Raw genomic sequence first — 24,107 nt, 5'->3', positions numbered from 1 at the left:
CACCCATATAACATTAAATATAAATCATTAAGTTAATAGCGCCCTTCCCCTTTTATAAATGCTCCTATCTTCTAAATTGTCCTTAATTCATCTGCACTTATCATTTTAAAATTTATTTATCTCCCTTATTCAATCAAATATTTTGATTGAAAACACAAAAATATTTCGCTTTTCAATTAATAAATATAGGTACATTATTTTATGAAAATTCAACTTTGATTTTTATAGGGTAAATCAATGAACATTAATACATATGAAGATGCTAGCACTGATTTAGATATGGATATAGATCTTGATCTTGAAGAAGATATAGATGCAGATGCGGATTTAATTTTTGATACTGGCATCGCAGGTTTCGAAATTGCCTATGGTTCAAAAAATAAAGAGATGATTAAGAAAAATCTTAAAAGATCAGCAAGACAACAATATCAAACTAGACAAAAATTAGATTCTATACGTGAAAAAAGAACATTCGAAAAAGAAAACAACTCGTTTAGCGATTATTGGGATAGCTAACAAATACCACCTAAGAGAGAACAACATGAAAAAAATAGTAGCTTTTACATTGTTAACTTTGTTCACCAACATAGCTTGCAGCCAAGATAACGACAATGAATTAGAAGACGCACCAAAAAGTTACATACAAAACTTGTTTAGTGAATGTAAGGAATATGCTGAGCTAGAAGAAGTAGCGTCAGAAAACTTAAATACATATTTATTACATTGTATTAATGAAGAGTTAGAAACTAGCTTTTATAAACGTATAAGCTCTCTTCCTACTGAAGAATAGATTATGCAATGAGAAGATTTATTGACTCAAATTACTTAGCTCATTTACAAAAGTGATCTATTTAATTTGAGTCTTTTTTAAATTTTTAGATAAGGAAATAATTGAATCGTTTGCTCAATAATATCTTTTTTCTGGCTTTTAGCTAAATAAGCCGCAAAAACTTCTCGTGAATACACTGGCGCCTTTTCAACAACAAACAACTGATTTTTTTCAATATATTCAAATGCCATTTGCCTTGGTAAATATGCACTTCCCCCCGCATCAAGTAAAAAATTCAACGCTATTCTCGGCTGACTCATATAATGTTTTGCTGGGGTCATATCTTGAAAATCTCGTCTATATTGTGCATTAAGCGCATCACCATAATCCACCATAATAAAATTTTCTAATGAGGTCAGGTTATCCAAATCATGTGGCTCAGTTGTCACTAAATGTAAAGGAACACTTGCTACCTTTTCAGTAATAAGATCTTCAACAAAAGGAGGTTCAAACAGAAAAGCAATATCAATAACGCGACTAAGCACACTTTTGCGCAATTCAATGGGTGAATAAGTATTTGTCAACAAGCTAACATCATCCATATTACGATGAATTTTTTTTAGCCAATCTTGTAACACTATATCCCATATTGACATCATAGAACCAACAACAAGCTGATGAGAATCATATTCAGACATACCAACATCTTGTTTAGCTTTCTGCCACATAAACAAAAGTTCATTAGCATGTTTAATTAATCGATGACCTTCTGACGTTATTTTTAAATGTTTTTGACTGCGATCAAACAACAAAACCCCTAAGTCGTCTTCCAATAATTTTATACGCGCACTTACTGCTGATTGCGTAATAAATAAGTTTTCAGACGCAATTCTAAAATGTAGCGTTCGACTCACTTCAAGGAACGTTCTTAATAATTCAATTTTCATTATATTTCCAAAACCGCCTGTAATCACTTTTTTTGATTGAACACATCAAAATATAGCATTTTATTATTTAACAGTCTGACTATACACTGCACTACAATTATTACATCACTTTTTAATAAGAAAGAGTGATAAACAAAGGTTTAAATTATGAAAATTGCCATTTTATCCAGAAACCCAAAATTATATTCTACTCGACGCTTAAAAGAAGCTGGTGAAGCTATGGGTCATGAAGTTGATATTATTGATACTCTACACTGTTATATGGATATTACTAGTAGCCGCTCAACAGTGCGTTACCATGGTAAAGAATTGCCTATGTACGATGCAATTATTCCACGCATTGGCGCTTCAGTAACCTTCTATGGTACCGCTGTTGCACGACAATTTGAAATGATGGGCACATTTAATATTAATGAATCAGTTGCTATTAGCCGTTCACGCGATAAATTACGCTCATTACAGTTGTTATCTCGCAAAGGTATTGGCTTACCACGTACAGGCTTTGCAAGTAAACCTGATAACATTAAAGATTTAATTAAAAATGTAGGTGGTGCACCTGTTGTTATTAAATTATTAGAAGGTACGCAAGGCATTGGCGTTGTTCTTGCTGATACCGCTAAAGCAGCTGAAGCTATTATCGAAGCTTTTATGGGCTTAAAAGCCAATATTTTAGTGCAAGAATTTGTCAAAGAAGCTGGTGGTGCTGACATTCGTTGCTTAGTTATTGGCGGTAAAGTTGTAGCAGCAATGAAACGACAAGGTGCTGAAGGTGAATTTCGCTCTAACTTACATCGTGGTGGTAGCGCTGAAGTGGTTAAATTATCAAGAGCAGAACGTGAAACAGCCGTTAATGCCGCTAAAGCAATGGGATTAAATTTATGTGGCGTTGATTTACTTCGCTCACAAAGTGGCCCAATGGTAATGGAAGTTAACTCATCTCCAGGCCTAGAAGGCATTGAAACTGCAACAGGTAAAAATGTTGCAGGTATGGTCTTTGAATTTTTAGAAAAAAATGCGAAGCCAAATAGAACACAAACACGTGGCAAAGGTTAATAGAGGCGACTATGGAAAAACTACGAATAGGTGAATTTGATATATTACCAGGCGAACAAAGAAAAATTGAATTACCCGTTGCTAAGTTATACACCGATGCCAACGTATCTTTGCCGGTACATATTATACGTTCGAAAAAACCAGGCCCTACTATTTTTGTAAGTGCAGCAGTGCATGGAGATGAACTTAACGGCATTGAAATTATTCGACGCTTAATTAAGCAGAAAAAATTTAAAATAATCAAAGGTACGGTTATCGCTGTACCAATGGTAAATGTTTATGGCGTGGTGAATCAAAGTCGCTATATGCCAGATCGCCGCGATCTTAATCGCTGCTTTCCTGGCTCAGCGAAAGGCTCCTTAGCCGGCAGAGTTGCCTATATTTTTCTGAATGAAATTGTTAAACATTGTGATTATGGTATTGATTTGCATACAGGCGCTATTCATCGTTCAAATTTACCACAAATCAGAGCAGATATGTCTGATATTGAAACCAAAGAATTAGCAGAAGTGTTTGGCGTACCAGTAATACTTAACTCTAATTTAGTGGATGGCTCACTACGTGAATCCGCCGTTAAAAATAAAACTAAAATTTTATTATACGAAGCCGGTGAAGCGCTGCGTTTTGATGAGTTTTCAATAAGAGCAGGTATGAAAGGCATTTTAAATGTTCTACAACACTTAGGAATGACAAGAAAGTCTCTTTCTAAAAAGAAAAGATTAGCCCCTTTTATTGCTAACGGTAGTCAATGGGTTAGAGCCAATGCCAGTGGTATTGTGCACAACATAGTGAATTTAGGTGACCAAATCACTAAAGGTCAAATATTAGCTGAAATTGGTAGCCCTTACGGTGAAGTTATTGATGCTGTTAAAGCAACACGTTCAGGGATCCTAATTGGAAAACAAAACATTCCTCTTGTACAAGAAGGTGAAGCCATGTTCCATATTGCTTACTTCAGTGAAGATGATGAAGATATAGCTGAACAAATTGAAAATGTTCAAGAATTATTATTACCAGAAAACAATGGAACGAATTGAGGGTTAAGATGAGTAACAACAAAACAATTATTGGCCGCTTAGAGTCAATTGCATTACCCGAACTTGCAATTAATGATTTACAAGTTAGGGTCGACACTGGTGCTAAAACATCATCACTACATGTAGATAATATAACGAAGATAGTTAAAAACGGCAAAAAATGCGTCACCTTTGACATTCACCCTGATGCACATAATGTTAATAGTATTGTGAACTGTACCGCACCAATAAGCGATATTAGAAAGATAAAATCGTCGAATGGTACGGCTGAACAACGATATGTAATAGAAACAACAGTAACGCTTGGCACAGAAACATGGCCAATAGAAATCACCTTAACTGATCGTTCAGATATGAGTTATTTAATGCTTTTTGGCAGAGAAGCCATTGGTAAACGCTTTTTGGTTGATCCGTCTAAAGTTTTTATTCACTCATAACAACATCATTAATGCGCTATGTAGGTTATACAACAAAGAGTAACAAATAATGACATTTGAAAAAATTGTAGCTTTTCTCAATACATCCATTATTTCAATTGAAAATCAGCCAATTACTATGGGAGATATTTTATTAATCCCATTATTACTGATAATAGGCGTTTATTTAACAAAATGGTTTGTAAAAAGAATAACCAAACAATTAACAACACAACACACTGATCCTAATATCATTCATTTATTGAGACGAATATTTTATATTATTGCAATAACGATAATAATTATTACTATTTTGGATCTTATTAATGTGCCTATCACTGCATTTGCTTTCTTATCCGGAGCTATTGCGATAGGTTTTGGTTTTGGCGCACAAAATATTATTAATAATTTTATTAGTGGTTGGATCCTCATGTGGGAACGCCCAATTCGTATTGGTGATTTTTTAGAAATTGAAGATGCAAAAGGGATTGTTGAAGAAATTAACACTCGTTCAACTCGCATTAAACGTGTCGATGGGGTTCATATGCTAATCCCGAACAGTAAATTAATAGAAAATACGGTTATCAACTGGACCCTTGTCGATCGATTAGTACGAACAACGGTCAGAGTGGGCGTGGCATATGGCTCACCAGTTAAACAAGTAGCTGACTTAATATTACAAGCCACAGTTGAACAAGAAGAAATATTATCAACTCCCAACCCTTCAGTAACCTTTGAAGACTTTGGTGATAATGCGCTAATTTTTGATATTAACTTTTGGATTAATTCTAATGTTGAAGGCGGCTTAAGAAGAGCAAGAAGTAATGTTAGGTTTCGTTTAGCAGAATTATTTGAAGAACATAATATTGTCGTGGCTTACCCACAAAGAGATGTCCACTTAGACGGTTCAATAACCATACTCCCACCTGAAGAAAGTAAGCTAAAACTATAGTTAACTTACTATCTGCGTATCATTGTGTTAGTTCTGCATGGAACCAACATAATGATACGGATTAAGTTTAATCTTTAGAGACTAAGGCTAGACTTTTTTGTTCAAACCACAAGTACATAAAATCTTGTGTTAGTTTCTGCTCTATCTCTAAGGCTTGCTCAGTGGGACAGAAGATAGTGAAAAGGACTTCAGTATCACCAATTTCTGATGTTGCAATTTGAATATGAGGCTCAGGTCCCGCAATATTAATTTCAAGACGGTTTTCTATTAGCTGGTTATAACGAATAGCGACATCTTTAAAATCATCACAATATAAATTAGCTTTCTCATTTAACTGCTCAATAAACTCAAAAGGATTAACACTATCATCTCTTACAATCGTAAAATGATGCATAGCATAACGCTTTAAAAAGTTCAGATTCTTTATTACTGACGTTACCATTAAACTATTAGGTAAATACAAGGTTTTACCCGTATATTGGTAATCATCTTTGTTAACTTCCAATAATGTTAACTTCGCCCAATCAGTAGAATGGACTTCACCAAAATAATTACCTATTTGTATCCAATCACCAATTCGAAAAGGCCGACTAGAAATAAGATAAAGAAAACCGATAAAACATTGAATGAATTCTCTTGTTGCTAGCACAATGGCGACAACGAAAGCCGCAATAGAAAAAGCGAACTTTTGAATTTCATGTGACCAAGTATTAAAAAGGGCCACTATAATTAATAAAGTAAATATATTATTTACCATATTAATTTTTATTTTCTTATCGCTTTTATCACTTTTAGATTTATGCTTAATCGTTTTAATTAATAATTTTTTCAAAAGAAAAAACATCAAAAATAAAACCACTGTGAAAACAAATTTATTGTCAAAAATTAACGCATGCAATGTAGATAAATTAAATGTAGAAAAAAACTCATTCATAGTGATATATAAGATGCCTTAACGGGTCATGGAATATTAGATATATTATCTAATAGTCGCTGGATACTCAGCTGCTTTATTCTACATCATTGCGAGGGATGAAATAAACAAGCATAGTAGTAAAAATAAAATAACAATTCCATCAACACTTCTTTTTTTTTGTTTCATTTTTTGCAGAAATAAAGTTTACGATGAGGCGCATTGTAATCAGTTATAGATAAGAATCAAACACAATAATTTATTGGTTATAATCAATTTTTTTTATAAAACAGCATAAAATCATTTATAATTTTATGCTGCTCTTTAACGAGTATACGAGGAAGGTTTACGGTAAATAAAACTGTGTAATTAACGGCCAAACATACCGCCGCCACCGCCCATACCGCCTGGTGGCATCATACCTTGCATTGACCGCATCATTTTCTTCATGCCGCCTTTACCTGATACTTTTTTCATCATTTTTTGCATTTGCGTAAACTGTTTAAGCAACTTATTTACATCTTGAATTTGTGTACCTGAACCTGCTGCAATACGACGCTTACGAGAACCTTTAATAATATCAGGACGTTCACGCTCGCCTGGTGTCATTGAATTAATAATAGCTTCCATACGAATGGTTAGCTTATCATCCATTTGATCTTTGATCTTATCAGACATATTACCCATACCAGGTAATTTATCCATCATTCCCATCATGCCACCCATGCTTTTCATTTGCACAAGTTGGTCACGGAAATCTTCTAAACTAAAGCCTTTACCACTTTTAACTTTTTTCGCTAATTGTTCTGCTTTCTTTTTATCAACCTTTTGTTCAACTTCTTCTATTAGTGATAGAACATCGCCCATTCCTAATATGCGAGAAGCTATTCTATCTGGATGAAATGGCTCTAACGCTTCAATTTTCTCACCAACACCCATAAATTTAATAGGTTTGCCAGTAATATGACGAATAGATAACGCTGCACCTCCGCGAGCATCACCATCCGTTTTGGTTAAAATAACACCTGTTAATGGTAAGGCATCATTAAACGCTTTAGCCGTATTCGCTGCATCTTGCCCGGTCATTGCATCAACAGTAAATAATGTTTCAATTGGATTAATCGCCGCATGAAGTGCTTTGATTTCGTCCATCATGCTTTCATCTACATGTAAACGACCTGCCGTATCGACAATAACAACATCAAAAAAGTTTTTCTTAGCGTGATCTATCGCCGCATTAGCGATACTAATAGGTTTTTGTGTAATATCACTTGGAAAGAAGCCAACATTTATTTCTGTCGCTAATGTTTCAAGCTGTTTAATAGCTGCTGGGCGATATACATCGGCACTTACTACCAGTACTTTTTTCTTTTCACGTTCTGTTAAAAATTTTGCTAATTTAGCAACAGAGGTTGTTTTACCCGCACCTTGTAAACCAGCCATTAAAACAATAGCAGGTGGCGCCGCTTTTAAATTTAGGTTTTCATTAATGCCACCCATGGCAAGTTCAAGTTCTTTTTGAACAATTTTAACGAATACTTGCCCAGGCGTAAGGCTTTTAGAAACATCAACACCTACAGCTTGTTCTTTAACTTTAGCAACAAATTCTCTGATAACAGGTAACGCGACATCGGCTTCAAGTAAAGCCATGCGAACTTCGCGTAATGTATCTTTTATATTATCTTCGGTTAAGCGACCACGGCCACTAATATTTTTAAGGGTTTTACCCAATCGATCAGAAAGATTTTCAAACATGAATAACTCTAGTAGCGCTCTTTATAGCGAAAAATGTGAAAATTAATACTGCTATTATACCCGTGATTAAATCATTGTCGAGATCAGCATCATTTGCCTCTAATATAAGCCTACCTAGCCATTGAAAACTTCTCCATTGATAAAAGCGTGATATAATCTAACTTGTCGATTTCATCTTAATTTTCATGGCTATAATTATGGAACACCTATCGTATTTTATTAATAATTTTATTGACCTCAGTGCCGAAGCAAGCCCTTGGTTATTACTGGGCTTATTAATAGCAGGTTTAATGAAGGCTTGGGTACCAAGTGAAATATTAAGTAAACATCTCGGTAGAGGAAAATCAGCCGTAGTCAAAGCCGCCTTAATCGGTGCGCCATTACCTTTATGCTCTTGTGGCGTTATTCCTGTAGCGGCTGAATTAAGGCGCAGTGGTGCTTCAGCGCCAGCAACAGCGTCTTTTTTAGTAGCAACACCTGAAACGGGTATTGACTCGGTATCAGTATCTTATGCGCTACTCGGGCCTGTTTTTGCCATTTATCGCCCGTTGGCCGCAATCATGTCTGCTATTATTACCGGCTTACTGGTCGCAACAATTAAAGATGAAAAAATAAAAAAACCAACCACTGAAAATAAAAAGAACACAAGCTGCTGTACCAGCCTTGCGCAACCAGAGCCTGTAACCAAACCAATCACAAGCAGTTGCTGTAGTAGTAAAAAAATGGAGGCAAGTCTCACACCAACACCAAGCTCTTGCTGTTCAACACCTCCCTCTTCTTCCACTGTAGCAATAGATACGATTACTGAACCAGCAAAGCCTCTTATATCGAAGCGCTTTGTTGAGAAAACCAAAACTGGTGTTTATTATGCATCAACACAATTAATTGACGACATTATTATTTGGTTAGTTGTAGGACTTGTTTTTGCCACTATTATTCGTACTTTTTTACCCAACGAATTTTTACTTAGTTATGGCAGCGGTTTACCCGCAATGTTATTGATGATTGCGATATCAATTCCTATGTATATTTGTGCAACAGCTTCCACCCCTATTGCTGCAGGATTTATCATGGCAGGATTATCGCCCGGTACCGCATTAGTATTTATGATGGCAGGACCCGCTACTAATATATCCACTTTAGGTGTTATTAAAAGTGAAATGGGTAGCGCTGTTTTAATACGATATTTATTAGGTGTAGCTTTATCGGCTATTGGTTTTGCCCTGATACTCGATTATAGTTTGAGTTTTTTTGCGATTAGTATTACTGATCAAATGGCGCATTCACATGAAATGCTCCCACAATGGTTTGGTTTAACTTGTGCGGCATTAATCGCCTTATTAGCAATTAAACCACTACGAAAGTTAATATTTTAATTTTAATCTAAATCAAGCAAAGTAATAATTGTCATGGTAGTTAACGTTTTATCTGATAGAATTAATGAAGTTATATTTAGTGTCTTTAGGAGTTTAAATTAGTGGATTTTCAGGTTATTGGTTCAGGCTTGGCGTTTATCGCCTACTTGCTAGCCACTATGGCAATTATATCTCGCTTATTTCACCCTAACGGACCTAACATTGGACAAGTGTTAATCTTAGCAACAACAGCTATCACTATTCACTTGTTTAACGATAGTCAATTATTTTTTACCCAAAATGGTATTAACTTCAGTCTCCCTAATGTTATTTCTTTAGTAAGCCTAATTATTACTATCACCATTTCAATTGTCGCATTACGAGTAAAGGTAAATCTATTACTTCCTGTTATCTACGGTTTTGCAGGTATTTGGCAGCTTGTGAGAACTTTTATTCCTACCACTGAATCAATCCCATTAGTGGCGAATAAAGTTATTTTAATTAGCCATATAAGTATCGCTTTAATTGCTTATTGTATTTTAATTATTGCCACTTTATATGCCTTCCAAGTAACTTATATTAACTTTAAATTAAAAAGAAAAAACCTAACGGCAGTGGCGCATCTTCCTCCATTAATGCAAGTCGAAAAACAACTATTTACTATTTTAGTTGTTGGCGCAATCTGTTTATTCACCAGTGAGCTTATTGGTTTCATTTTTTTAGAGGGCTTTTTCGCGAAAGCAAATATACATAAAACAGTTCTATCTCTTCTAGCATTACTATTGTACTCAGTGATTTTAGTTGGCCACCATATACAAGGCTGGCGAGGTCATCGTATATTAGTACTTATGGTTACGGCTAGTACGTTATTAACTTTGTCATACTTCGGTAGTCGATTCGTTAAAGAGTTTCTGCTATCTTAATTTTTTACTAAATATTCTTATTATATTATTGAAGGACTTCCTTTTTGGATAACATATCAACTCAGATGCTATTTATTATTCTTGGCATACTGATCCTTATATCTGCTTATTTTTCTAGTTCAGAAACAGGTATGATGTCGCTCAACCGCTATAGACTAAGGCATCTTGAAAAAGAAAAACACAAAGGTGCTAAACGGGTCAGCGATCTTCTAAAACGCCCTGACAGACTGATTGGCTTAATTTTAATTGGCAATAACTTAGTCAATATAGCTGCATCAGCTATAGCAACAATTATAGCGTTAAGGTTATCGCATGAACTGGGGATATCAGAAGATATCAGTGTTTTAATAGCCACGGTTATCTTGACTTTAGTGGTCTTAATTTTTGCCGAAGTAACCCCTAAAACACTCGCAGCTTTATACCCAGAACAAATTGCTTTTCCTAGCTCAATATTTTTAACCTTACTATTAAAGTTATTGCTACCGCTGGTTGTCAGCGTTAATTGGATTACTAATGGCATATTAATGTTATTAGGTATCAGTTCAGAGCAACGAGAACAACACAGTTTAAGCAGTGAAGAGCTACGTACTGTAGTAAATGAATCTGGCGCATTATTACACGAACGAGATCAAAGCATGCTAATGAGCATACTCGATCTTGAAAAAGTAAGTGTTGACGACATAATGATCCCACGAAGTGAATTAGTTGGCATAGATGTTAATGAAGACTGGAAAAGAATTCAAAAGCAACTAACGCAGGCAAATCACACACGGGTATTATTATATCGTGACAATATAGATGATGTAGTTGGCTATATCCACGCCCGTGATGCATTAAAACTATTGTCAAAAAGCCAATACACTAAAGCAACCTTATTACGTGCTGTACGTGAGCTTTATTTTATTCCTGAGGGTACACCGCTAAATATCCAACTATTAAAATTTCAACATGCTAAAGAACGTTTAGGCTTGGTTGTTGATGAATATGGTGATATTCAGGGCTTAGTGACTTTAGAAGATATTCTGGAAGAAATTGTCGGTGACTTCACCACAACTCAAACGCCAACGCCAAGTGATGTAGTTACTTTACAACCTGACGGTAGTTACTTGGTAAAAGGTAATGCCAGTATACGAGACGTAAATAAAGAAATGTCATGGCAATTACCAACAGATGGCCCAAAAACACTTAATGGTATGATAATTGAGCATTTAGAAGATATTCCACAAAATAACATTAGCGTTCGTATTGCTGGCTATCCAATAGAAATAGTTGACGCTTCAGAAAATAGAATTAATACCGTAAGAGTAATGCCTGAATATTTCGTTGATGAAGAAATAGATGAAGAATAGCCAATCAAGCAATCTACTTTAAGTTTATCTTAAAGTAGATTGAATCTATCAACAGTTAAAAAAGTTAATCACAATGTTATCCACAAGCAACTTAATGAAAATAGCTTTCCACAATTTCTGTGGATAACAAGGTCAAAGCCTATTAATTACAGCTTTTAACTATTTCAACAAATTTTTAAGAAAAAAACACACTTTTTTAATAAAAATAAAAACGTCTAGCTTTAAGCCATATAAGTCGTGGTTTAGCTAAAAAAATTCATAAAAATAATAAAATGGCAAGGCTTTTAAACAAGGATTTTATTATTTTTATCTTCTAGAGAATAACTTCTCAACGTAAATATCCAGCAAGTGAAATACATCAATTATTGTTATTTAGCCAAAGAATAATCGCCATAGCCAGCCATGATTTAATTCTTCTTCACAACTTTTTAATTGAGAAGAATAACGGCGAGAACGATTGTCTACTTTACGAGCAACGCCCACTAACCACGACTTCTTTTTATAACTCTTACGCTTAAAACCACCCCAGCCTTCATGATAATTCAAGTATTGGTTATAGGCATCCCACTTTGAAACACCATTAATTTTTTGTGTTTTAAAAATAAACCACCCCATAAAATCAATCGCGTCTTCAAAATCATCACGATCAGCTCCTGAGTTATTCGTTTCTCTAGTATAATCATTCCATGTCATTGTTTTAGCTTGTGAGTAACCATAAGCAGTACTCACTCTACCCCAAGGGATGAAGCCAAGTAAATAGTCTCTAGGAGGTAAGGCATTATGTTTAAAAGAGCTTTCTTGGTACATCATACTCATAGGCACATGAATGGGCACGCCCCAACGTTCTCTCGCGTCTTTAGCGGCAAAATACCAATCACGATGCTCTCGAAAGATCTCGCAAATATTTTCAGGGTTTTGGGGAGGAGGTGTCGCACAACTTGACAACAACAATATACTAGCCAAAGTAATGCAAGAGAGTTTAGCAGTAAGCATAAAATATAAAGTGGCACTTAAACGTAAAAAATAATGAATACAATAGTGCCAGATTTTTAACTGTTTAGCATTATTAACCCACCCTTTTCAATATTAACAAATAAATTGAACTATATCGTAATAAGTCACTCTTACTTAATAGTAATGTTATTCCCTTAATGTTTTATAGTGTTTCATGTTTTTATGCATCTATTTTTATAGATGCATTTTTTTTGCCTGTCGATTACCTATCTTATCTAAATAACTATGCTCGGAGTACCACCTTAATACCAATCTCACTAGCTATGTGATCATTTCTACTTGCTAAAACCACCAACTACATCATTATTTATTTAATTATTAGAACAACTAGTCATTAAATAAATACCTTGTGTTTGGCAATTTTATCTACGTATAAAACGGTTCTCTTAATTAATAAGACTGGTATTAGCAAAGTATAAAAGTGAATGTTTACTAACCTTAGCTAGATTATTATTGCTATATTCACGCGCATTCTAATAAGAAAAACTAAGTATTAAGTTGTGTTAAAATAAGCCTAAATAGTTTGCTTTACTGAATAGCTACAATTAATTGACTAAAATGAAGTTATTAACGTTAATTAATTAAAGTTTCGCAATTACCGCTTTTATATTATCGACGAGCGCTTTATTTGTTAATTGTCCGCTTTCTACATCAAAATTATCATAAAAGTTTGGTACTGAAATAGCTCCTTTTAAATCGGCGGCAAAGTGAGGCGCTGAGCCCTGAGCTGCCGACAATACAGTTGCAGCGCCACCCGGTCCTGGTGATGTTGCCAACATAATAACCGGCTTATTTTGAAATAATTGCCTATTAATGCGAGACGTCCAATCAAAAAGGTTCTTATATGCGGCTGCATAAGAGCCATTATGTTCAGCAAAAGAGATAACAATAATATCTGCCTCTCCAAGCTTTTGATAAAAAGCTTTGGCAAGCATTGGTTGCCCTAATTCTTTTTCTCTATCCTCACTAAACAGAGGAATTTCATAATCATTTAGATCAAGTAGTTCTACTTGTGCTCCTTCAATTTGTTTAGCGGCGTAATTGGCTAACTGCTTATTAATAGAGTTTTTACTGGTTGTTGCTGCAAAGGCGAGTACTTTCATTGTTATTTCCTATCTTTTCTTTTATTGGATGGTTACACTTTATATTATTATCATTTGATGATTAATATTGTTTTTGTGGACATATTATTTCCAAATGGCGTTTAATTGATTCACGATTGACTCACATTAAAAATAATTTTTAGTTTAACAGGAACATATCATGGCAATTAAAAATAAATTATTCGACGGCATGGTTGTTTTTTTTCATGTAGTAAAGTCGGGCAGCTTTACCTTAGCCGCAGATATTACCGGTCACTCCACTTCTTACATTAGTAAAGAAGTTAATAAACTAGAAGCTCGTCTAGGTATTCGTTTGTTACATAGAACAACGCGATCATTGAGCTTAACGCAAGAAGGTGAATTATACTTTCAACTCTGCCAACAAATTATTGAAGATGCAGAGCAAGCAGAAAATGCCATTGTCGGTAATCAATCAGAGCCTAGCGGTAAACTTAGAATCAGCTGCCCAATTTCTTATGGTTTATCTAACCTTAGTCCAGTATTGAGCCAATTTACTGAAAAATATCAAAAAGTGCAGCTAGAATTGGAACTTAATGACAGAAAAGTTGACCTTATTTCTGATGGCTTTGATTTAGTCATAAGAGCCACAGTACAACTTGAAGACTCTAGCTTAATTAGCCGCAGAATTACTCAGTCAGAAGCTTTAGTATTAGCATCCCCAAATTACCTAGCTAAACACGGTATACCTGAGCACCCTTATGATTTAACACGACATAAAATAATCACCTACAGCAATTCAAAGCAGCCCAATATTTGGTTATTTCACGATAATAATGGCGCAGCAATTCAAGTAAATGTTGAAAGTCATGTACTAACCAATAATGCCTCATTAGAAATAGCCTTAGGTGTTGCTGGCCAAGGCATAATTCGCGTACCACGTTTTGCATTGAAAGATGAAATGGAAACCGGCACATTAGTTGAAGTTTTCTCTGATTGGCCTAAACCTTCAATCGGCGTTTACATGGTTTACCCAAGTAGAAAGCATATGTCAGCAAAAGTACGAAGTTTTATTAATTTTATTTTAGAAACATTAGGTGATTAGTAATAAAGCTAATGCTCGACCAAGTTAGAGCCAGCTCCCCTGTTATTTTACCTATAAACTATAACAGATGAAAAATGTTTAGTTTTTTCGTCAAACAAAATAAAAACAAAGGGTTGCTATAAGTTAAGCGCTATATTAAATTTCAACAATAAACATACTTAGAGTAAAATTAATGTTAAAAATTGATAAATTTATCTTGTTACTACTTATCGCTTTTAGCGCGATTGTTAATGCTGAAATCAGAAGTGTTCATTGCCCTTTAGGCTGCCCTAGTTTAGATATAGTAAATAACGATGTTGTCTTTAATCATACTTACGCGTTAAGCAATAATCCAAAAACAAAGTTTGCCGATTGGGTTGCTTATGAAGTCGATGTGGCTAACTTTGGTGATAGCCCTGGTCGAAACTGGGGCAATGATAAGTTAATTGACGATGATGAATCGTTAGAAGAGCTAGACTATAAAGGTGCATTTAAGTTATTAAAAACCGACCGAGGCCATCAAGCACCACTAGCAAGCTTTGCAGGACATAAAAACTGGACTGAGCTAAACTATCTATCCAATATCACTCCTCAAAAATCGGCTTTAAACCAAGGTGCTTGGGTCGCGTTAGAAATTGCCGTTCGTAATGCCGTAAGTTTTAGAAACTCGCTTTATGTGATCACAGGCACTTTATATTCAAAAGAAGAGCAGCCATTACCCGGCGCAGATGAATCACACATTATTCCATCTTCCTACTTTAAAATAATCTACGACTTAAAAGGTAATGCCGCGAGTTTCATCTTTGATCAAAACTTGCCAAGAAAAGCAGATTATTGCCAGCAAAAAACGAATAATAAAGCGCTACAAGCTGAAGTGCCGTTTGCCATTCCAAGCTTTACTGACTCAATAGAAATATTGAAAAGACTCGGCTGCTAGGGGTATACGAATTGATAAGTTAATAAGTTTCGAATATTAACGGGAGAAAAAGCAAGCTATCATTCTCCCGCTTAACATACGTTAATGACTTACCGTTTTTGAAAGTACATTAATGATAACAACGCCGGCTAAAATAAAACACATACCGATAATAGCCGGTAAATCGGGCACTTGTTTATATACAACTGCACTTATTGCTGTAATTAAAACAATTCCCATGCCAGCCCAAATAGCATAAGCGATACCAACAGGCACAGTTTTAAGCACTAAAGATAAAAAATAGAAAGCAACGACATATCCAATAACACATAGAGTACTGAACGTTGCATGAGTAAAATTATCTGACGCTTTAAGTGCTAATGTTGCGACAACTTCGGCACAAATCGCTATTGCCAAATACCAATATCCCATACTCAATCCTTCTATAAACATATTAAGCCTACTTCAGTAGCAAGCTATTAAACTACAATTGTCAAAATAAAGTTATCAAAAAAAATTAGCAAAGTACCAGCATTAAACGCCATATCTTTTTCAAGTATCATATAGACTTATCAATAAAAGACAAAGAGTTTAAAGTTATGGCTTTGGCTTAGAAATAAGCTTAATCCGATTTTTAAGATTAAATTCTACTATTTAAGCTACCTAGCCCCCCTGACGCCTCTCTTCTATTTAAAAAATCCGTAAATCGCTCTCTTTCATGATATAAAAAACAATAATAAATTTAACAAAATCTTTCAGTGGCAAAGTATTTGGTTATTTGTTACAAATGACATCAATAGTACAGTGCATAAAATTTACGCAGGATAATGTGTGAGTTATGTACTCTTAAATTATTATGTTTTGAGTATTTATGATTACAGTCGAAGCTAAAACTGTGTGAAGAAATTCAAGCAACGCTAGCGGTTAGTGCCTGCCGTTAAGTTTAGGTTTAGGTTTAGGTTTAGGTTTAGCCTTATTAGAATACACTTTGCTTACAGCAAAACCTTATGCCCTTGCTTTGCCATTATAAAATTCAAACCTAATTTATTATGTTGCTGTAATTGGCTTTGAACCACTGCACTCGCATCGACACCTTTTAATGTACTACTCTTTACATGACTAACAATCACTTTTGTACTTTTTAATATTGCCGGTTCATCAAGTAAAGTAGACAAGTTCATTAATTCTTTCATTAACCATTTAGGGGTTAAATGTCCATAAAGGTATTTGTCTGGGTGGTTATCAGGAAAAGATGCTTCTATTATGATGCCACGTAAATTTTTAGACTTAACTTGCTCTGCAAGATACTGCCAAACTTTTTCTATTTTATTTTCTTTTTCTAGTTCGTCTGGTCCCGTATCGCCAAAATACACCATAATATCTTTGTTATTTTCGATAATGAATGCAGTAGACTCAACGGGATGACTTAAGCTAAAGGCGGTAACTTTTAATGATGTATCTGCTATCTTAACATTTGTTGTTAAAGGTAAGTCGACCATTTGATATTTATTTAAGCTAGGTGGCTTACCTCGATTAGAAAAATTAGGCCACGCTTGCCAATTAAAATAAGAGCTAATAATCGCTTTATTAACCGAAGGTAATGCGTATATAGGCTTAGCATTATCATCAGGTGATACTACCAATAAGCCTGCAATATGATCTAAATGTCCATGACTTATCAAATATCCTGCAATATGGTTTCGTAAAATATTAATACTCGGTGCTAAGTTTTGTTCAGTATCAATTTTAATACCGCTAAAAGCATTTTGTTGTAGCGACTGTTCAATGCCATTTAATAAAGTCCCTGTATCAAGCGCAACATATTTATCGTCGGTTAAATCTCGAAGTAAAAAAGCACTTAAATTACCATCTCGTCCACCACCTGAATCTCCCAGTACAACAAGTTCAAAAACGGGTGCACTTCCAGTATCAAGCTCGCTAGCAAATAAATAAAAAGAACAACAAGTGATAAAGAGTAAAGCGAATGATTTTATAAGATTATACATAAAGGTTTTTGAATCGAATGACTTTACAAGAATTTTATTATTTCAAACATCTAATATTATGCAAGTTATTCTATTACTCTTTGTAATATTCCATCATCATTAAGCCACACAACAGAGCAACAACAAATTAACTTTACGAGCAATTTTTCTGAAAAATAATTAAGCTAATCCATACAAGTATATAGTTAATAGATGAAAGGGGAGTTCTTGCTTTTAAATAAACTTATTCTTTCTACAAATAAATTGAACTTTATCGTAAGAAGTGACTCTTATTTAACAGTAATGTTATTTCCTTAATGTTTTATTAGTGTTTCATGTTTTTTATGCATCTATTCTTATAGATGCATTTTTTTTGCCTGAAAATCAATGATTCCATTCTGGTAAAAATAATACTAAAAGTGATTTCTAACTTTTTAAATAAATTTATTCTTCTACAAATAAATTGAACTTTATCGTAAGAAGCGACTCTTATTTAACAGTAATGTTATTTCCTTAATGTTTTATTAGTGTTTCATGTTTTTTATGCATCTATTCTTATAGATGCATTTTTTTTGCCTGAAAATCAATGATTCTATTCTGGTAAAAATAATACTAAAAGTGATTTCTAACTTTTTAAATAAATTTATTCTTCTACAAATAAATTGAACTTTATCGTAAGAAGTGACTCTTATTTAACAGTAATGTTATTTCCCTTAGTTAGTGTTTCATGTTTTTTATGCATCTATTCTTATAGATGCATTTTTTTTGCCTGAGAATCAATGATTCTATTCTGGTAAAAATAACACTAAAAGTGATTTCTAACTTTTTAAATAAATTTATTCTTCTACAAATAAATTGAACTTTATCGTAAGAAGTGACTCTTATTTAACAGTAATGTTATTTCCCTTAGTTAGTGTTTCATGTTTTTTATGCATCTATTCTTATAGATGCATTTTTTTGCCTGGAAATCGATGACTCTATTCAGGTAACAACAACAGTGAATGTTATTTCTAGTTTTCTATTAGATAAGCTTCATGTTTTTATAAATTTATTTTAATAGAAACAGTTTATTAGCGTTTTACTAATGAGGATTTAGATAAGAAAAAAGCGTACTATTGCTAGTACGCTTTTGTTAGGTAATTGACTTAAGAGTATTAAATAACATTACTTATTTAAAACATTTATTTAAAGTAATTAACGAGGAAATCATCAAAACTTAAAGTATCACTTTCTTCAATAGCACGTTGTTTTTTATGTGATTGAGTTGCGCCATCAATAAAATATTGTTGTGAATAAAATTGATAATCACGAGCAATTGTTTCCTCACGGTATTTAGCTGCCAGAGTTAATGAATACTCAGTAAGACATTGCTCCCCCTCTACCATAAGAGATAAAATTTTGGCTGAAGGCGTTAATGTTGCATCATTAATTTTTGCCCTTTCTCTGATAATAGACTCTGAATACTGCGTTGTTTGATAAGCGCTGTCTAACAACAATGCCACCTTAGCCATATCATCAAAAAGCTCATTTCCCCATGTTGAAATAGATTTTAAGTGCACTTCTCCAGCACAATCTTGATCTGACAGCATTAATGTTGGATCACGACCTTTCAAGACCACATCATTCATATTATTTTCATAATGTTTTTGAGAGTCACAATCAAATTTATTATTTTCAATAAAAGCACAATAAGTGATAAAAATATCTAAAAAGTGTATTTGCTCCAGACTAATACCAGTATCAACAAACGGGTTTACATCAAGCGCTCTAACTTCAATATACTCAACTCCGCGTTCACGAAGTGCTTCGGAAGGTTTTTCTCCCGGTGCTATTATTTGTTTAGGGCGAATAGGGGCATATAATTCGTTTTCAATTTGTAAAATATTACTGTTCAACTGCTGATATTCGCCATCCACTTTTACGCCAATTTTGGCAAACTCTTCTGACTTTAATCCAATAGCATTTTGTACGCCATCAACATAATCATGCAGGTTATTATAACAAATTTGCAAACTAGACTGTTCACTACTTGTGTATCCTAGATCACTCATACGTAGCGATGTTGCATGTTCTAAATACAAAGCACCACTTGACGTTTTTTTAAAGGGTAACTGTGGCGTTTTTCCTTGTAAAAAAGATTCACAAATAGCGGGTGAAGAACCGTACAAGTAAGGAATTAACCAACAATAACGTTTATAGTTTCTTAAAATTGAAAAGTATTGCTCGGAAATGAAATCTTTCATTGGCATATGTTCATTTCTATTTTGAGCGGTACGTATTACTTCCCAGAACCCCTCTGAAAATGAAACATTAAAATGAATACCGGCAATCACTTGCATCATAGAGCCGTAACGGTTTTTTAACCCTTGACGGTAAACTGTTTTCATTTTGCCGATATTAGAATGACCATATTGTGCCAAAGGCACTTTATTAGCGTCGTCAACAAAACAAGGCATACTCATTGGCCACAGTAATTCACCATCAATATTATCAAAGGTATACTTTTGAATATCTTGTAATTGGGCGATAGCCATCTCAGGCGAGTGACTTACTGGTGTAATGAACTCTAGTAAGGTTTCTGAGTAATCAGTGGTTATTTCACCATGTGTTAATGCTGAGCCTAATTCATGATAGTGACCATGTTCAGACAATTTTCCTTCAGGCAATACTCTTAATGCTTCACGTTCAATACCACGACCAATGTCGGCGAGTGTTTTAAAGTTTTCGTTTTGATTGAAAACGTTAATATAGTCGTTCAAAGATAATGTCAAAATAATTCCTAACGATGGTAAATAAATTCACCTTATTTAATCCTCTATAAATAAGGTGTTTTTATTATTTTTCAAGTTAATATTAGATTTAAGCTAATCTATTGACCATTTTAAAGGGTCTTTAGTTAGCCAATTGTAGTTCTACAATGTCTAAATTCATTTTTTCTAACTGCGATCTAATAACTTGACCGTCGCCAACAACAATCCATTGCATCGGTTGGCTCAATTCTTTTGCAGCAATCTCGTTCAACTGTTTAAGTGTAATGGTGTTGATAATTTTATTTTGCTGTTCGCTATAGTTTTCAGGTAAATTAAATTGTAGTAACTGTCTTAAAAAACCACTTTTCTTTCCTGGTGTTTCGTAACTTAACGCTTCATTTTGTGAAATCGCTTGGCGCATGAAGTCAACTTCTTCACCTGTTAAACCATTCTCTTGATAATCAGCTAATTCTTTCTCAATTTCAACCATAGCATCAAAAGTATGCTCTTTTTTAACGCTAGCGCCTGCACTAAATAACCCTAACGTTTTTCCTGCCGTAAAATAACTTGATGCACCATAGGTGTAACCTTTATCTTCACGTAAGTTCAAGTTAATGCGACTATTAAATGCGCTACCTAATGGATAGTTCATTAATGTCGCTTTAAAGTGATCTCCTGTCGCATCATAAGTCATTGCTCTACGACTATAGCTGATAACTGACTGGCTGGCGCCTGGTAAGTCAACAAAGTAGATCTTATTCGGCGTTATTTCAGGGAATGACTCATATGAAGGGATTGTATAGTCAGCCCCTTTCCATGATTTTAAATAATCCAGTTTAGGTAGAATTTCTTTTTTACTGATATCACCAACAATAACCAAGCTCGCTTGCTTAGGTGAAAAATACTGTTGATAGAAGCCTTTAACATCAGCCAAAGTAATACCAGAAACTGTGCTTATAGTACCTTCATTTGATAAGCCTATACGGTTATTTTCGCCATAAGTTACCAACTTAGATGCTTTATTTGCTAAGTTGCGAGCATCTTTATTACCTTGCTCTAACCCCTGAATTAGCTGATTTTTAACTCGGTCAAAATCACTTTCTGCAAAAGCAGGGTTTCTCATCATATCAACCATTAACAGCAAAGTTGCATCAAGATTCTTGACCAAAGAATTAACTCTAATCGTTGTATTTCTTCCTGATGCGCTCACTGAAATATCACTACCTAGTTTGGCGAGTTCATTAGAGAGTTCTTCTTTAGTATAATTAGTAGTACCTTCATTCATTAAACTTGCAGTAAGCGAGGCAAGACCTGCTTTTTCTATAGGATCGAGTAAAGGTCCTCCTTCGATACTTAATAATAAACTTACCGTTGGCGTTTCATTATTTTCTGTTGCAATAATTTGTATGCCATTATCAAAACTATCACGCCACAATGTCGGTACTTCAATTTGCGGGTTAGTACCAGACTTTGGCATAACACTACGATCAAAGGTGCTGCTATTGCTCATGATAGGCGTATCAATTGGAGTAAGTGCTGGAGGAGTATTAATGTCAGGTAAAACAAAATTATCTGCTTTAGCGATTAACTCTTTTTGTTCATTAGGGTAAATGGATAATATAGCCGCGCCTTTATCCTTAATATAAGTTTGATAAACACGCATAACATCGGCTTTAGTCACTTTATTGTAACGAGCAACTTGCTGTTCAGAATAGTCAGCATTTCCTAAAACTGTTTGATAATGCGCTAACGTTGACACTTTACCTGAAACACTTTGTAAGGCATAAATAGTACCGGTTTCAATACTTACTTTCGTTTTGAGTAAATCTTCATCATTAACACCACGTTCTTCAAACTCAAGTAGAGTGTCGTTGATAACCTGTTCAATTTTAGCTAACGCCATGCCTTGCTGTGGATTTGGCAAAGCGTAAAAGCTCATTTGACAAGATAACTCCTTACAAGGGTGATTTGCCCCCGCTTGTACTGCAATACCAGATTTGACTAAGTTCTTATAAAGTAACGATGTGGGTCCATTACCTATAATATTTGCAAAAACATCTAAAGCAGCTTCATCTTCATGCATGCCATAAACCGTTGGAAAACTAATATAAAGTAAAGGCAAAGACACATTATCACTGAATGAGTAATAACGATCTTCAGCTAATGTTGTTAGTTGTTTTGGCATATTATCTACTTGAGGACCAGCTTTTAAGTCACCAAAATATTTTTTAATCCAAGCCAATGTTTGCACTTCATCTATATCACCGCCGATAGTTAACACGGCATTATTTGGACCATACCAGCGGCTAAAAAACTCTTTCAAATCGGTAACCGTGCCTCGATCAAGATCAGGTAAATAACCAATTACCGGCCAAGAATATGGATGCTCTCTTGGGTACATCATTTGATTAATCGTTTCGTTCAGCCGACCATAAGGGCGGTTATCAACATTTTGTCCACGTTCATTTTTGACGGTAGCACGTTGTATTTCAAACTTCTCTTCAGTGATAGTTTCTAATAAAAAACCCATGCGGTCTGACTCAAGCCAAAGCATTTTCTCTAATTGGTTTTTAGGTACTGTTTCGTAATAATTCGTTCTATCCGCATTAGTTGTTCCATTTAAACTACCACCACTTTGCGTAACAATTTTAAAATGCTGTTCATCAGCTACATTTTTTGAACCTTGAAACATCATATGTTCAAAAAAGTGAGCAAAACCTGATTTTCCAAGCTGTTCTCTTGCTGAACCGACATGATATGTAACATCAACGTGAACCAAAGGATCAGAGTCGTCTTGGTGTAAAATAACGGTTAAACCATTGTCTAATTTATATTTTTTAAACGGTATAACTAAACGTTCGTCGGTAGCAACGACATTCTCAACTAGTTCAACACCTGCAGGCAAGCTGACTTGTGCACCAATGTTAGCGGAATTTTGCTGAGAATTTCCTTGATTCGTACAGGCAAATAGTAAAGCACTAGCAACGGCAACAGCACTAATTTTAGAGATAAAATAAAACGTATTTTTCAAAATAACATCCGATATTGAGAGTAAAAATAGATTGATTGAATTATCATAGCAAATAATACCAACAAGTAGACTGATAAAATGTTTAAAGTTATTTCACAAACCAATGATTTTGTTGTCATAGCAAAAAATGCAGACGTGAATTTTCATGATGAAGGCATACCAGGTTCAGGGCTATTCTCAAAAGTAAAAGAATATATACTTGGCGAAGATAGCAGCCAAGAGCTCTACCCTATTCATCGGTTAGATAAGATGACTTCGGGTTTACTGGTGTTTGCAAAGAATAATATCAGTGCAAAAATCTTTGGTGAGTTGTTTGAAAAACACCAAGTAGAAAAGTATTACCTTGCTATTAGCGATACTAAACCAACTAAAAAACAGGGGCTGATCAAAGGAGATATGGCAAAAAGTCGTAGAGGCATGTTTAAGCTTATGAGAACGCAGAAAAACCCTGCGATTACACAGTTTTTTTCTTATAGTATGGAAAACAAACAGCGTCTATATTTACTAAAACCTCACTCAGGTAAAACACACCAACTACGGGTAGCATTAAGTAGTATTGGCGCTCCAATTATTGGCGACCCGTTATATAGTACAAATTCGAAAACTCACTCAAAAGTACCTGCTGATAGAGGTTATCTACACGCCTATGCTTTACGGTTTGAGTTTTTAGGTGAACCTTATGAGTTTATTTTTCCACCTGATGAAGGCGATTTTTTTCAAGCAGGTTGTTTAACTGATATGCTAGAGCAGCTAAATAAACCTTGGTTGTTAAATTGGCCTAAGCTGTAACCTAAAAA

General features: G+C 34.6%; 21 protein-coding genes. 12 read left to right on the top strand and 9 right to left on the bottom strand.

Annotation, left to right across the window (positions count from 1 at the left end):
• The first annotated feature begins 237 nt into the window (after positions 1-237).
• Entirely contained in the window at positions 238-516 is a 279-nt protein-coding gene (locus KO509_RS03670) for a hypothetical protein (protein WP_215971937.1), read from the top strand.
• Positions 517-541: 25 nt separating this feature from the next.
• Positions 542-790 carry a hypothetical protein gene (locus KO509_RS03665; protein WP_215971936.1) on the top strand — a complete coding sequence of 83 codons (249 nt, stop codon included), beginning with the start codon at positions 542-544 and terminating at the stop codon, positions 788-790.
• 77 nt (positions 791-867) lie between these two features.
• On the opposite strand, the gene KO509_RS03660 is transcribed toward KO509_RS03665, so the two are convergent.
• Positions 868-1,716, bottom strand: a complete 849-nt coding sequence (locus KO509_RS03660; protein WP_215971935.1) for a LysR family transcriptional regulator — start codon at positions 1,714-1,716, stop codon at positions 868-870.
• A 147-nt stretch (positions 1,717-1,863) separates the two neighbouring features.
• On the opposite strand from KO509_RS03660, the gene rimK reads away from it, so the two are divergent.
• Genes rimK through KO509_RS03640 form a run of 4 tightly spaced genes read left to right on the top strand, consistent with a single transcriptional unit; the run spans position 1,864 to position 5,174 of the window.
• On the top strand, positions 1,864-2,769 hold the full coding sequence (gene rimK, locus KO509_RS03655) for a 30S ribosomal protein S6--L-glutamate ligase (RefSeq protein WP_215971934.1): 906 nt from the start codon (positions 1,864-1,866) through the stop codon (positions 2,767-2,769).
• A gap of 11 nt (positions 2,770-2,780) precedes the next feature.
• A complete protein-coding gene (locus tag KO509_RS03650; protein ID WP_215971933.1) occupies positions 2,781-3,806 on the top strand; it encodes a succinylglutamate desuccinylase/aspartoacylase family protein in 1,026 nt (341 codons plus the stop codon).
• Positions 3,807-3,814: 8 nt separating this feature from the next.
• On the top strand, positions 3,815-4,243 hold the full coding sequence (locus KO509_RS03645; protein WP_215971932.1) for an ATP-dependent zinc protease: 429 nt from the start codon (positions 3,815-3,817) through the stop codon (positions 4,241-4,243).
• 49 nt (positions 4,244-4,292) lie between these two features.
• Complete coding sequence (locus tag KO509_RS03640) at positions 4,293-5,174, top strand: mechanosensitive ion channel domain-containing protein (RefSeq protein WP_215971931.1); 882 nt, start codon at positions 4,293-4,295, stop codon at positions 5,172-5,174.
• Between the two features lie 67 nt (positions 5,175-5,241).
• On the opposite strand, the gene KO509_RS03635 is transcribed toward KO509_RS03640, so the two are convergent.
• Both KO509_RS03635 and ffh read right to left on the bottom strand, forming a co-directional pair.
• Complete coding sequence (locus tag KO509_RS03635) at positions 5,242-6,006, bottom strand: mechanosensitive ion channel family protein (protein WP_252727364.1); 765 nt, start codon at positions 6,004-6,006, stop codon at positions 5,242-5,244.
• Between the two features lie 450 nt (positions 6,007-6,456).
• Complete coding sequence (gene ffh / locus KO509_RS03630; RefSeq protein WP_215971929.1) at positions 6,457-7,842, bottom strand: signal recognition particle protein; 1,386 nt, start codon at positions 7,840-7,842, stop codon at positions 6,457-6,459.
• A gap of 197 nt (positions 7,843-8,039) precedes the next feature.
• Here ffh and KO509_RS03625 point away from each other — a divergent pair, with 197 nt between their 5' ends.
• The 3 genes from KO509_RS03625 (at position 8,040) to KO509_RS03615 (ending at position 11,469) form a co-directional block, all read left to right on the top strand.
• Positions 8,040-9,218 (top strand): SO_0444 family Cu/Zn efflux transporter, encoded by a 1,179-nt coding sequence (locus KO509_RS03625; protein WP_215971928.1) that lies wholly within the window; start codon positions 8,040-8,042, stop codon positions 9,216-9,218.
• A gap of 101 nt (positions 9,219-9,319) precedes the next feature.
• Positions 9,320-10,120 carry a cytochrome c biogenesis protein CcsA gene (gene ccsA, locus KO509_RS03620; RefSeq protein ID WP_215971927.1) on the top strand — a complete coding sequence of 267 codons (801 nt, stop codon included), beginning with the start codon at positions 9,320-9,322 and terminating at the stop codon, positions 10,118-10,120.
• A 44-nt stretch (positions 10,121-10,164) separates the two neighbouring features.
• The gene (locus KO509_RS03615) at positions 10,165-11,469 is read left to right on the top strand and encodes a CNNM domain-containing protein (protein ID WP_215971926.1); all 1,305 of its coding nucleotides are present in this window, start codon (positions 10,165-10,167) and stop codon (positions 11,467-11,469) included.
• 372 nt (positions 11,470-11,841) lie between these two features.
• Here the strand turns inward: KO509_RS03615 and KO509_RS03610 are convergent, their stop codons facing one another.
• Entirely contained in the window at positions 11,842-12,462 is a 621-nt protein-coding gene (locus KO509_RS03610) for a hypothetical protein (protein WP_215971925.1), read from the bottom strand.
• Between the two features lie 602 nt (positions 12,463-13,064).
• Positions 13,065-13,586 (bottom strand): NAD(P)H-dependent oxidoreductase, encoded by a 522-nt coding sequence (locus KO509_RS03605; protein ID WP_215971924.1) that lies wholly within the window; start codon positions 13,584-13,586, stop codon positions 13,065-13,067.
• 160 nt (positions 13,587-13,746) lie between these two features.
• Between KO509_RS03605 and KO509_RS03600 the strand changes: the two genes are divergently transcribed.
• Positions 13,747-14,649 (top strand): LysR family transcriptional regulator, encoded by a 903-nt coding sequence (locus KO509_RS03600; protein WP_215971923.1) that lies wholly within the window; start codon positions 13,747-13,749, stop codon positions 14,647-14,649.
• A 172-nt stretch (positions 14,650-14,821) separates the two neighbouring features.
• Entirely contained in the window at positions 14,822-15,565 is a 744-nt protein-coding gene (locus tag KO509_RS03595) for a DNA/RNA non-specific endonuclease (RefSeq protein WP_215971922.1), read from the top strand.
• Positions 15,566-15,646: 81 nt separating this feature from the next.
• Here the strand turns inward: KO509_RS03595 and KO509_RS03590 are convergent, their stop codons facing one another.
• From KO509_RS03590 to KO509_RS03575, 4 genes are all read right to left on the bottom strand, one after another.
• Positions 15,647-15,976: a multidrug efflux SMR transporter gene (locus KO509_RS03590; RefSeq protein WP_215971962.1), complete on the bottom strand. Its 330-nt coding sequence runs from the start codon at positions 15,974-15,976 to the stop codon at positions 15,647-15,649.
• A gap of 560 nt (positions 15,977-16,536) precedes the next feature.
• Positions 16,537-17,550 carry a 3',5'-cyclic-nucleotide phosphodiesterase gene (locus KO509_RS03585; RefSeq protein ID WP_215971921.1) on the bottom strand — a complete coding sequence of 338 codons (1,014 nt, stop codon included), beginning with the start codon at positions 17,548-17,550 and terminating at the stop codon, positions 16,537-16,539.
• 1,160 nt (positions 17,551-18,710) lie between these two features.
• On the bottom strand, positions 18,711-20,300 hold the full coding sequence (gshA, locus tag KO509_RS03580; protein ID WP_215971920.1) for a glutamate--cysteine ligase: 1,590 nt from the start codon (positions 20,298-20,300) through the stop codon (positions 18,711-18,713).
• Positions 20,301-20,421: 121 nt separating this feature from the next.
• Positions 20,422-23,310: a pitrilysin family protein gene (locus tag KO509_RS03575; RefSeq protein ID WP_252727363.1), complete on the bottom strand. Its 2,889-nt coding sequence runs from the start codon at positions 23,308-23,310 to the stop codon at positions 20,422-20,424.
• A gap of 78 nt (positions 23,311-23,388) precedes the next feature.
• Between KO509_RS03575 and KO509_RS03570 the strand changes: the two genes are divergently transcribed.
• A complete protein-coding gene (locus tag KO509_RS03570) occupies positions 23,389-24,099 on the top strand; it encodes a TIGR01621 family pseudouridine synthase (protein WP_215971919.1) in 711 nt (236 codons plus the stop codon).
• Positions 24,100-24,107 lie beyond the last annotated feature (8 nt).

Origin of the sequence: Colwellia sp. C2M11, assembly GCF_018860915.1 — a bacterium.
GTDB lineage: Bacteria > Pseudomonadota > Gammaproteobacteria > Enterobacterales > Alteromonadaceae > Colwellia.
The sequence above is the reverse complement of the archived record's forward strand: the minus strand, read 5'-3'. Positions and strand labels throughout refer to the sequence as shown.

Excerpts from the sequence above, each read along its gene's own strand:
- KO509_RS03670 (WP_215971937.1), top strand. The coding sequence starts at position 238 with ATGAACATTAATACATATGAAGATGCTAGCACTGATTTAGATATGGAT.
- KO509_RS03665 (WP_215971936.1), top strand. The coding sequence starts at position 542 with ATGAAAAAAATAGTAGCTTTTACATTGTTAACTTTGTTCACCAACATA.
- KO509_RS03660 (WP_215971935.1), bottom strand. The coding sequence starts at position 1,716 with ATGAAAATTGAATTATTAAGAACGTTCCTTGAAGTGAGTCGAACGCTA.
- rimK (WP_215971934.1), top strand. The coding sequence starts at position 1,864 with ATGAAAATTGCCATTTTATCCAGAAACCCAAAATTATATTCTACTCGA.
- KO509_RS03650 (WP_215971933.1), top strand. The coding sequence starts at position 2,781 with ATGGAAAAACTACGAATAGGTGAATTTGATATATTACCAGGCGAACAA.
- KO509_RS03645 (WP_215971932.1), top strand. The coding sequence starts at position 3,815 with ATGAGTAACAACAAAACAATTATTGGCCGCTTAGAGTCAATTGCATTA.
- KO509_RS03640 (WP_215971931.1), top strand. The coding sequence starts at position 4,293 with ATGACATTTGAAAAAATTGTAGCTTTTCTCAATACATCCATTATTTCA.
- ffh (WP_215971929.1), bottom strand. The coding sequence starts at position 7,842 with ATGTTTGAAAATCTTTCTGATCGATTGGGTAAAACCCTTAAAAATATT.
- KO509_RS03625 (WP_215971928.1), top strand. The coding sequence starts at position 8,040 with ATGGAACACCTATCGTATTTTATTAATAATTTTATTGACCTCAGTGCC.
- KO509_RS03610 (WP_215971925.1), bottom strand. The coding sequence starts at position 12,462 with ATGCTTACTGCTAAACTCTCTTGCATTACTTTGGCTAGTATATTGTTG.
- KO509_RS03605 (WP_215971924.1), bottom strand. The coding sequence starts at position 13,586 with ATGAAAGTACTCGCCTTTGCAGCAACAACCAGTAAAAACTCTATTAAT.
- KO509_RS03600 (WP_215971923.1), top strand. The coding sequence starts at position 13,747 with ATGGCAATTAAAAATAAATTATTCGACGGCATGGTTGTTTTTTTTCAT.
- KO509_RS03595 (WP_215971922.1), top strand. The coding sequence starts at position 14,822 with ATGTTAAAAATTGATAAATTTATCTTGTTACTACTTATCGCTTTTAGC.
- KO509_RS03590 (WP_215971962.1), bottom strand. The coding sequence starts at position 15,976 with ATGGGATATTGGTATTTGGCAATAGCGATTTGTGCCGAAGTTGTCGCA.
- KO509_RS03585 (WP_215971921.1), bottom strand. The coding sequence starts at position 17,550 with ATGTATAATCTTATAAAATCATTCGCTTTACTCTTTATCACTTGTTGT.
- KO509_RS03570 (WP_215971919.1), top strand. The coding sequence starts at position 23,389 with ATGTTTAAAGTTATTTCACAAACCAATGATTTTGTTGTCATAGCAAAA.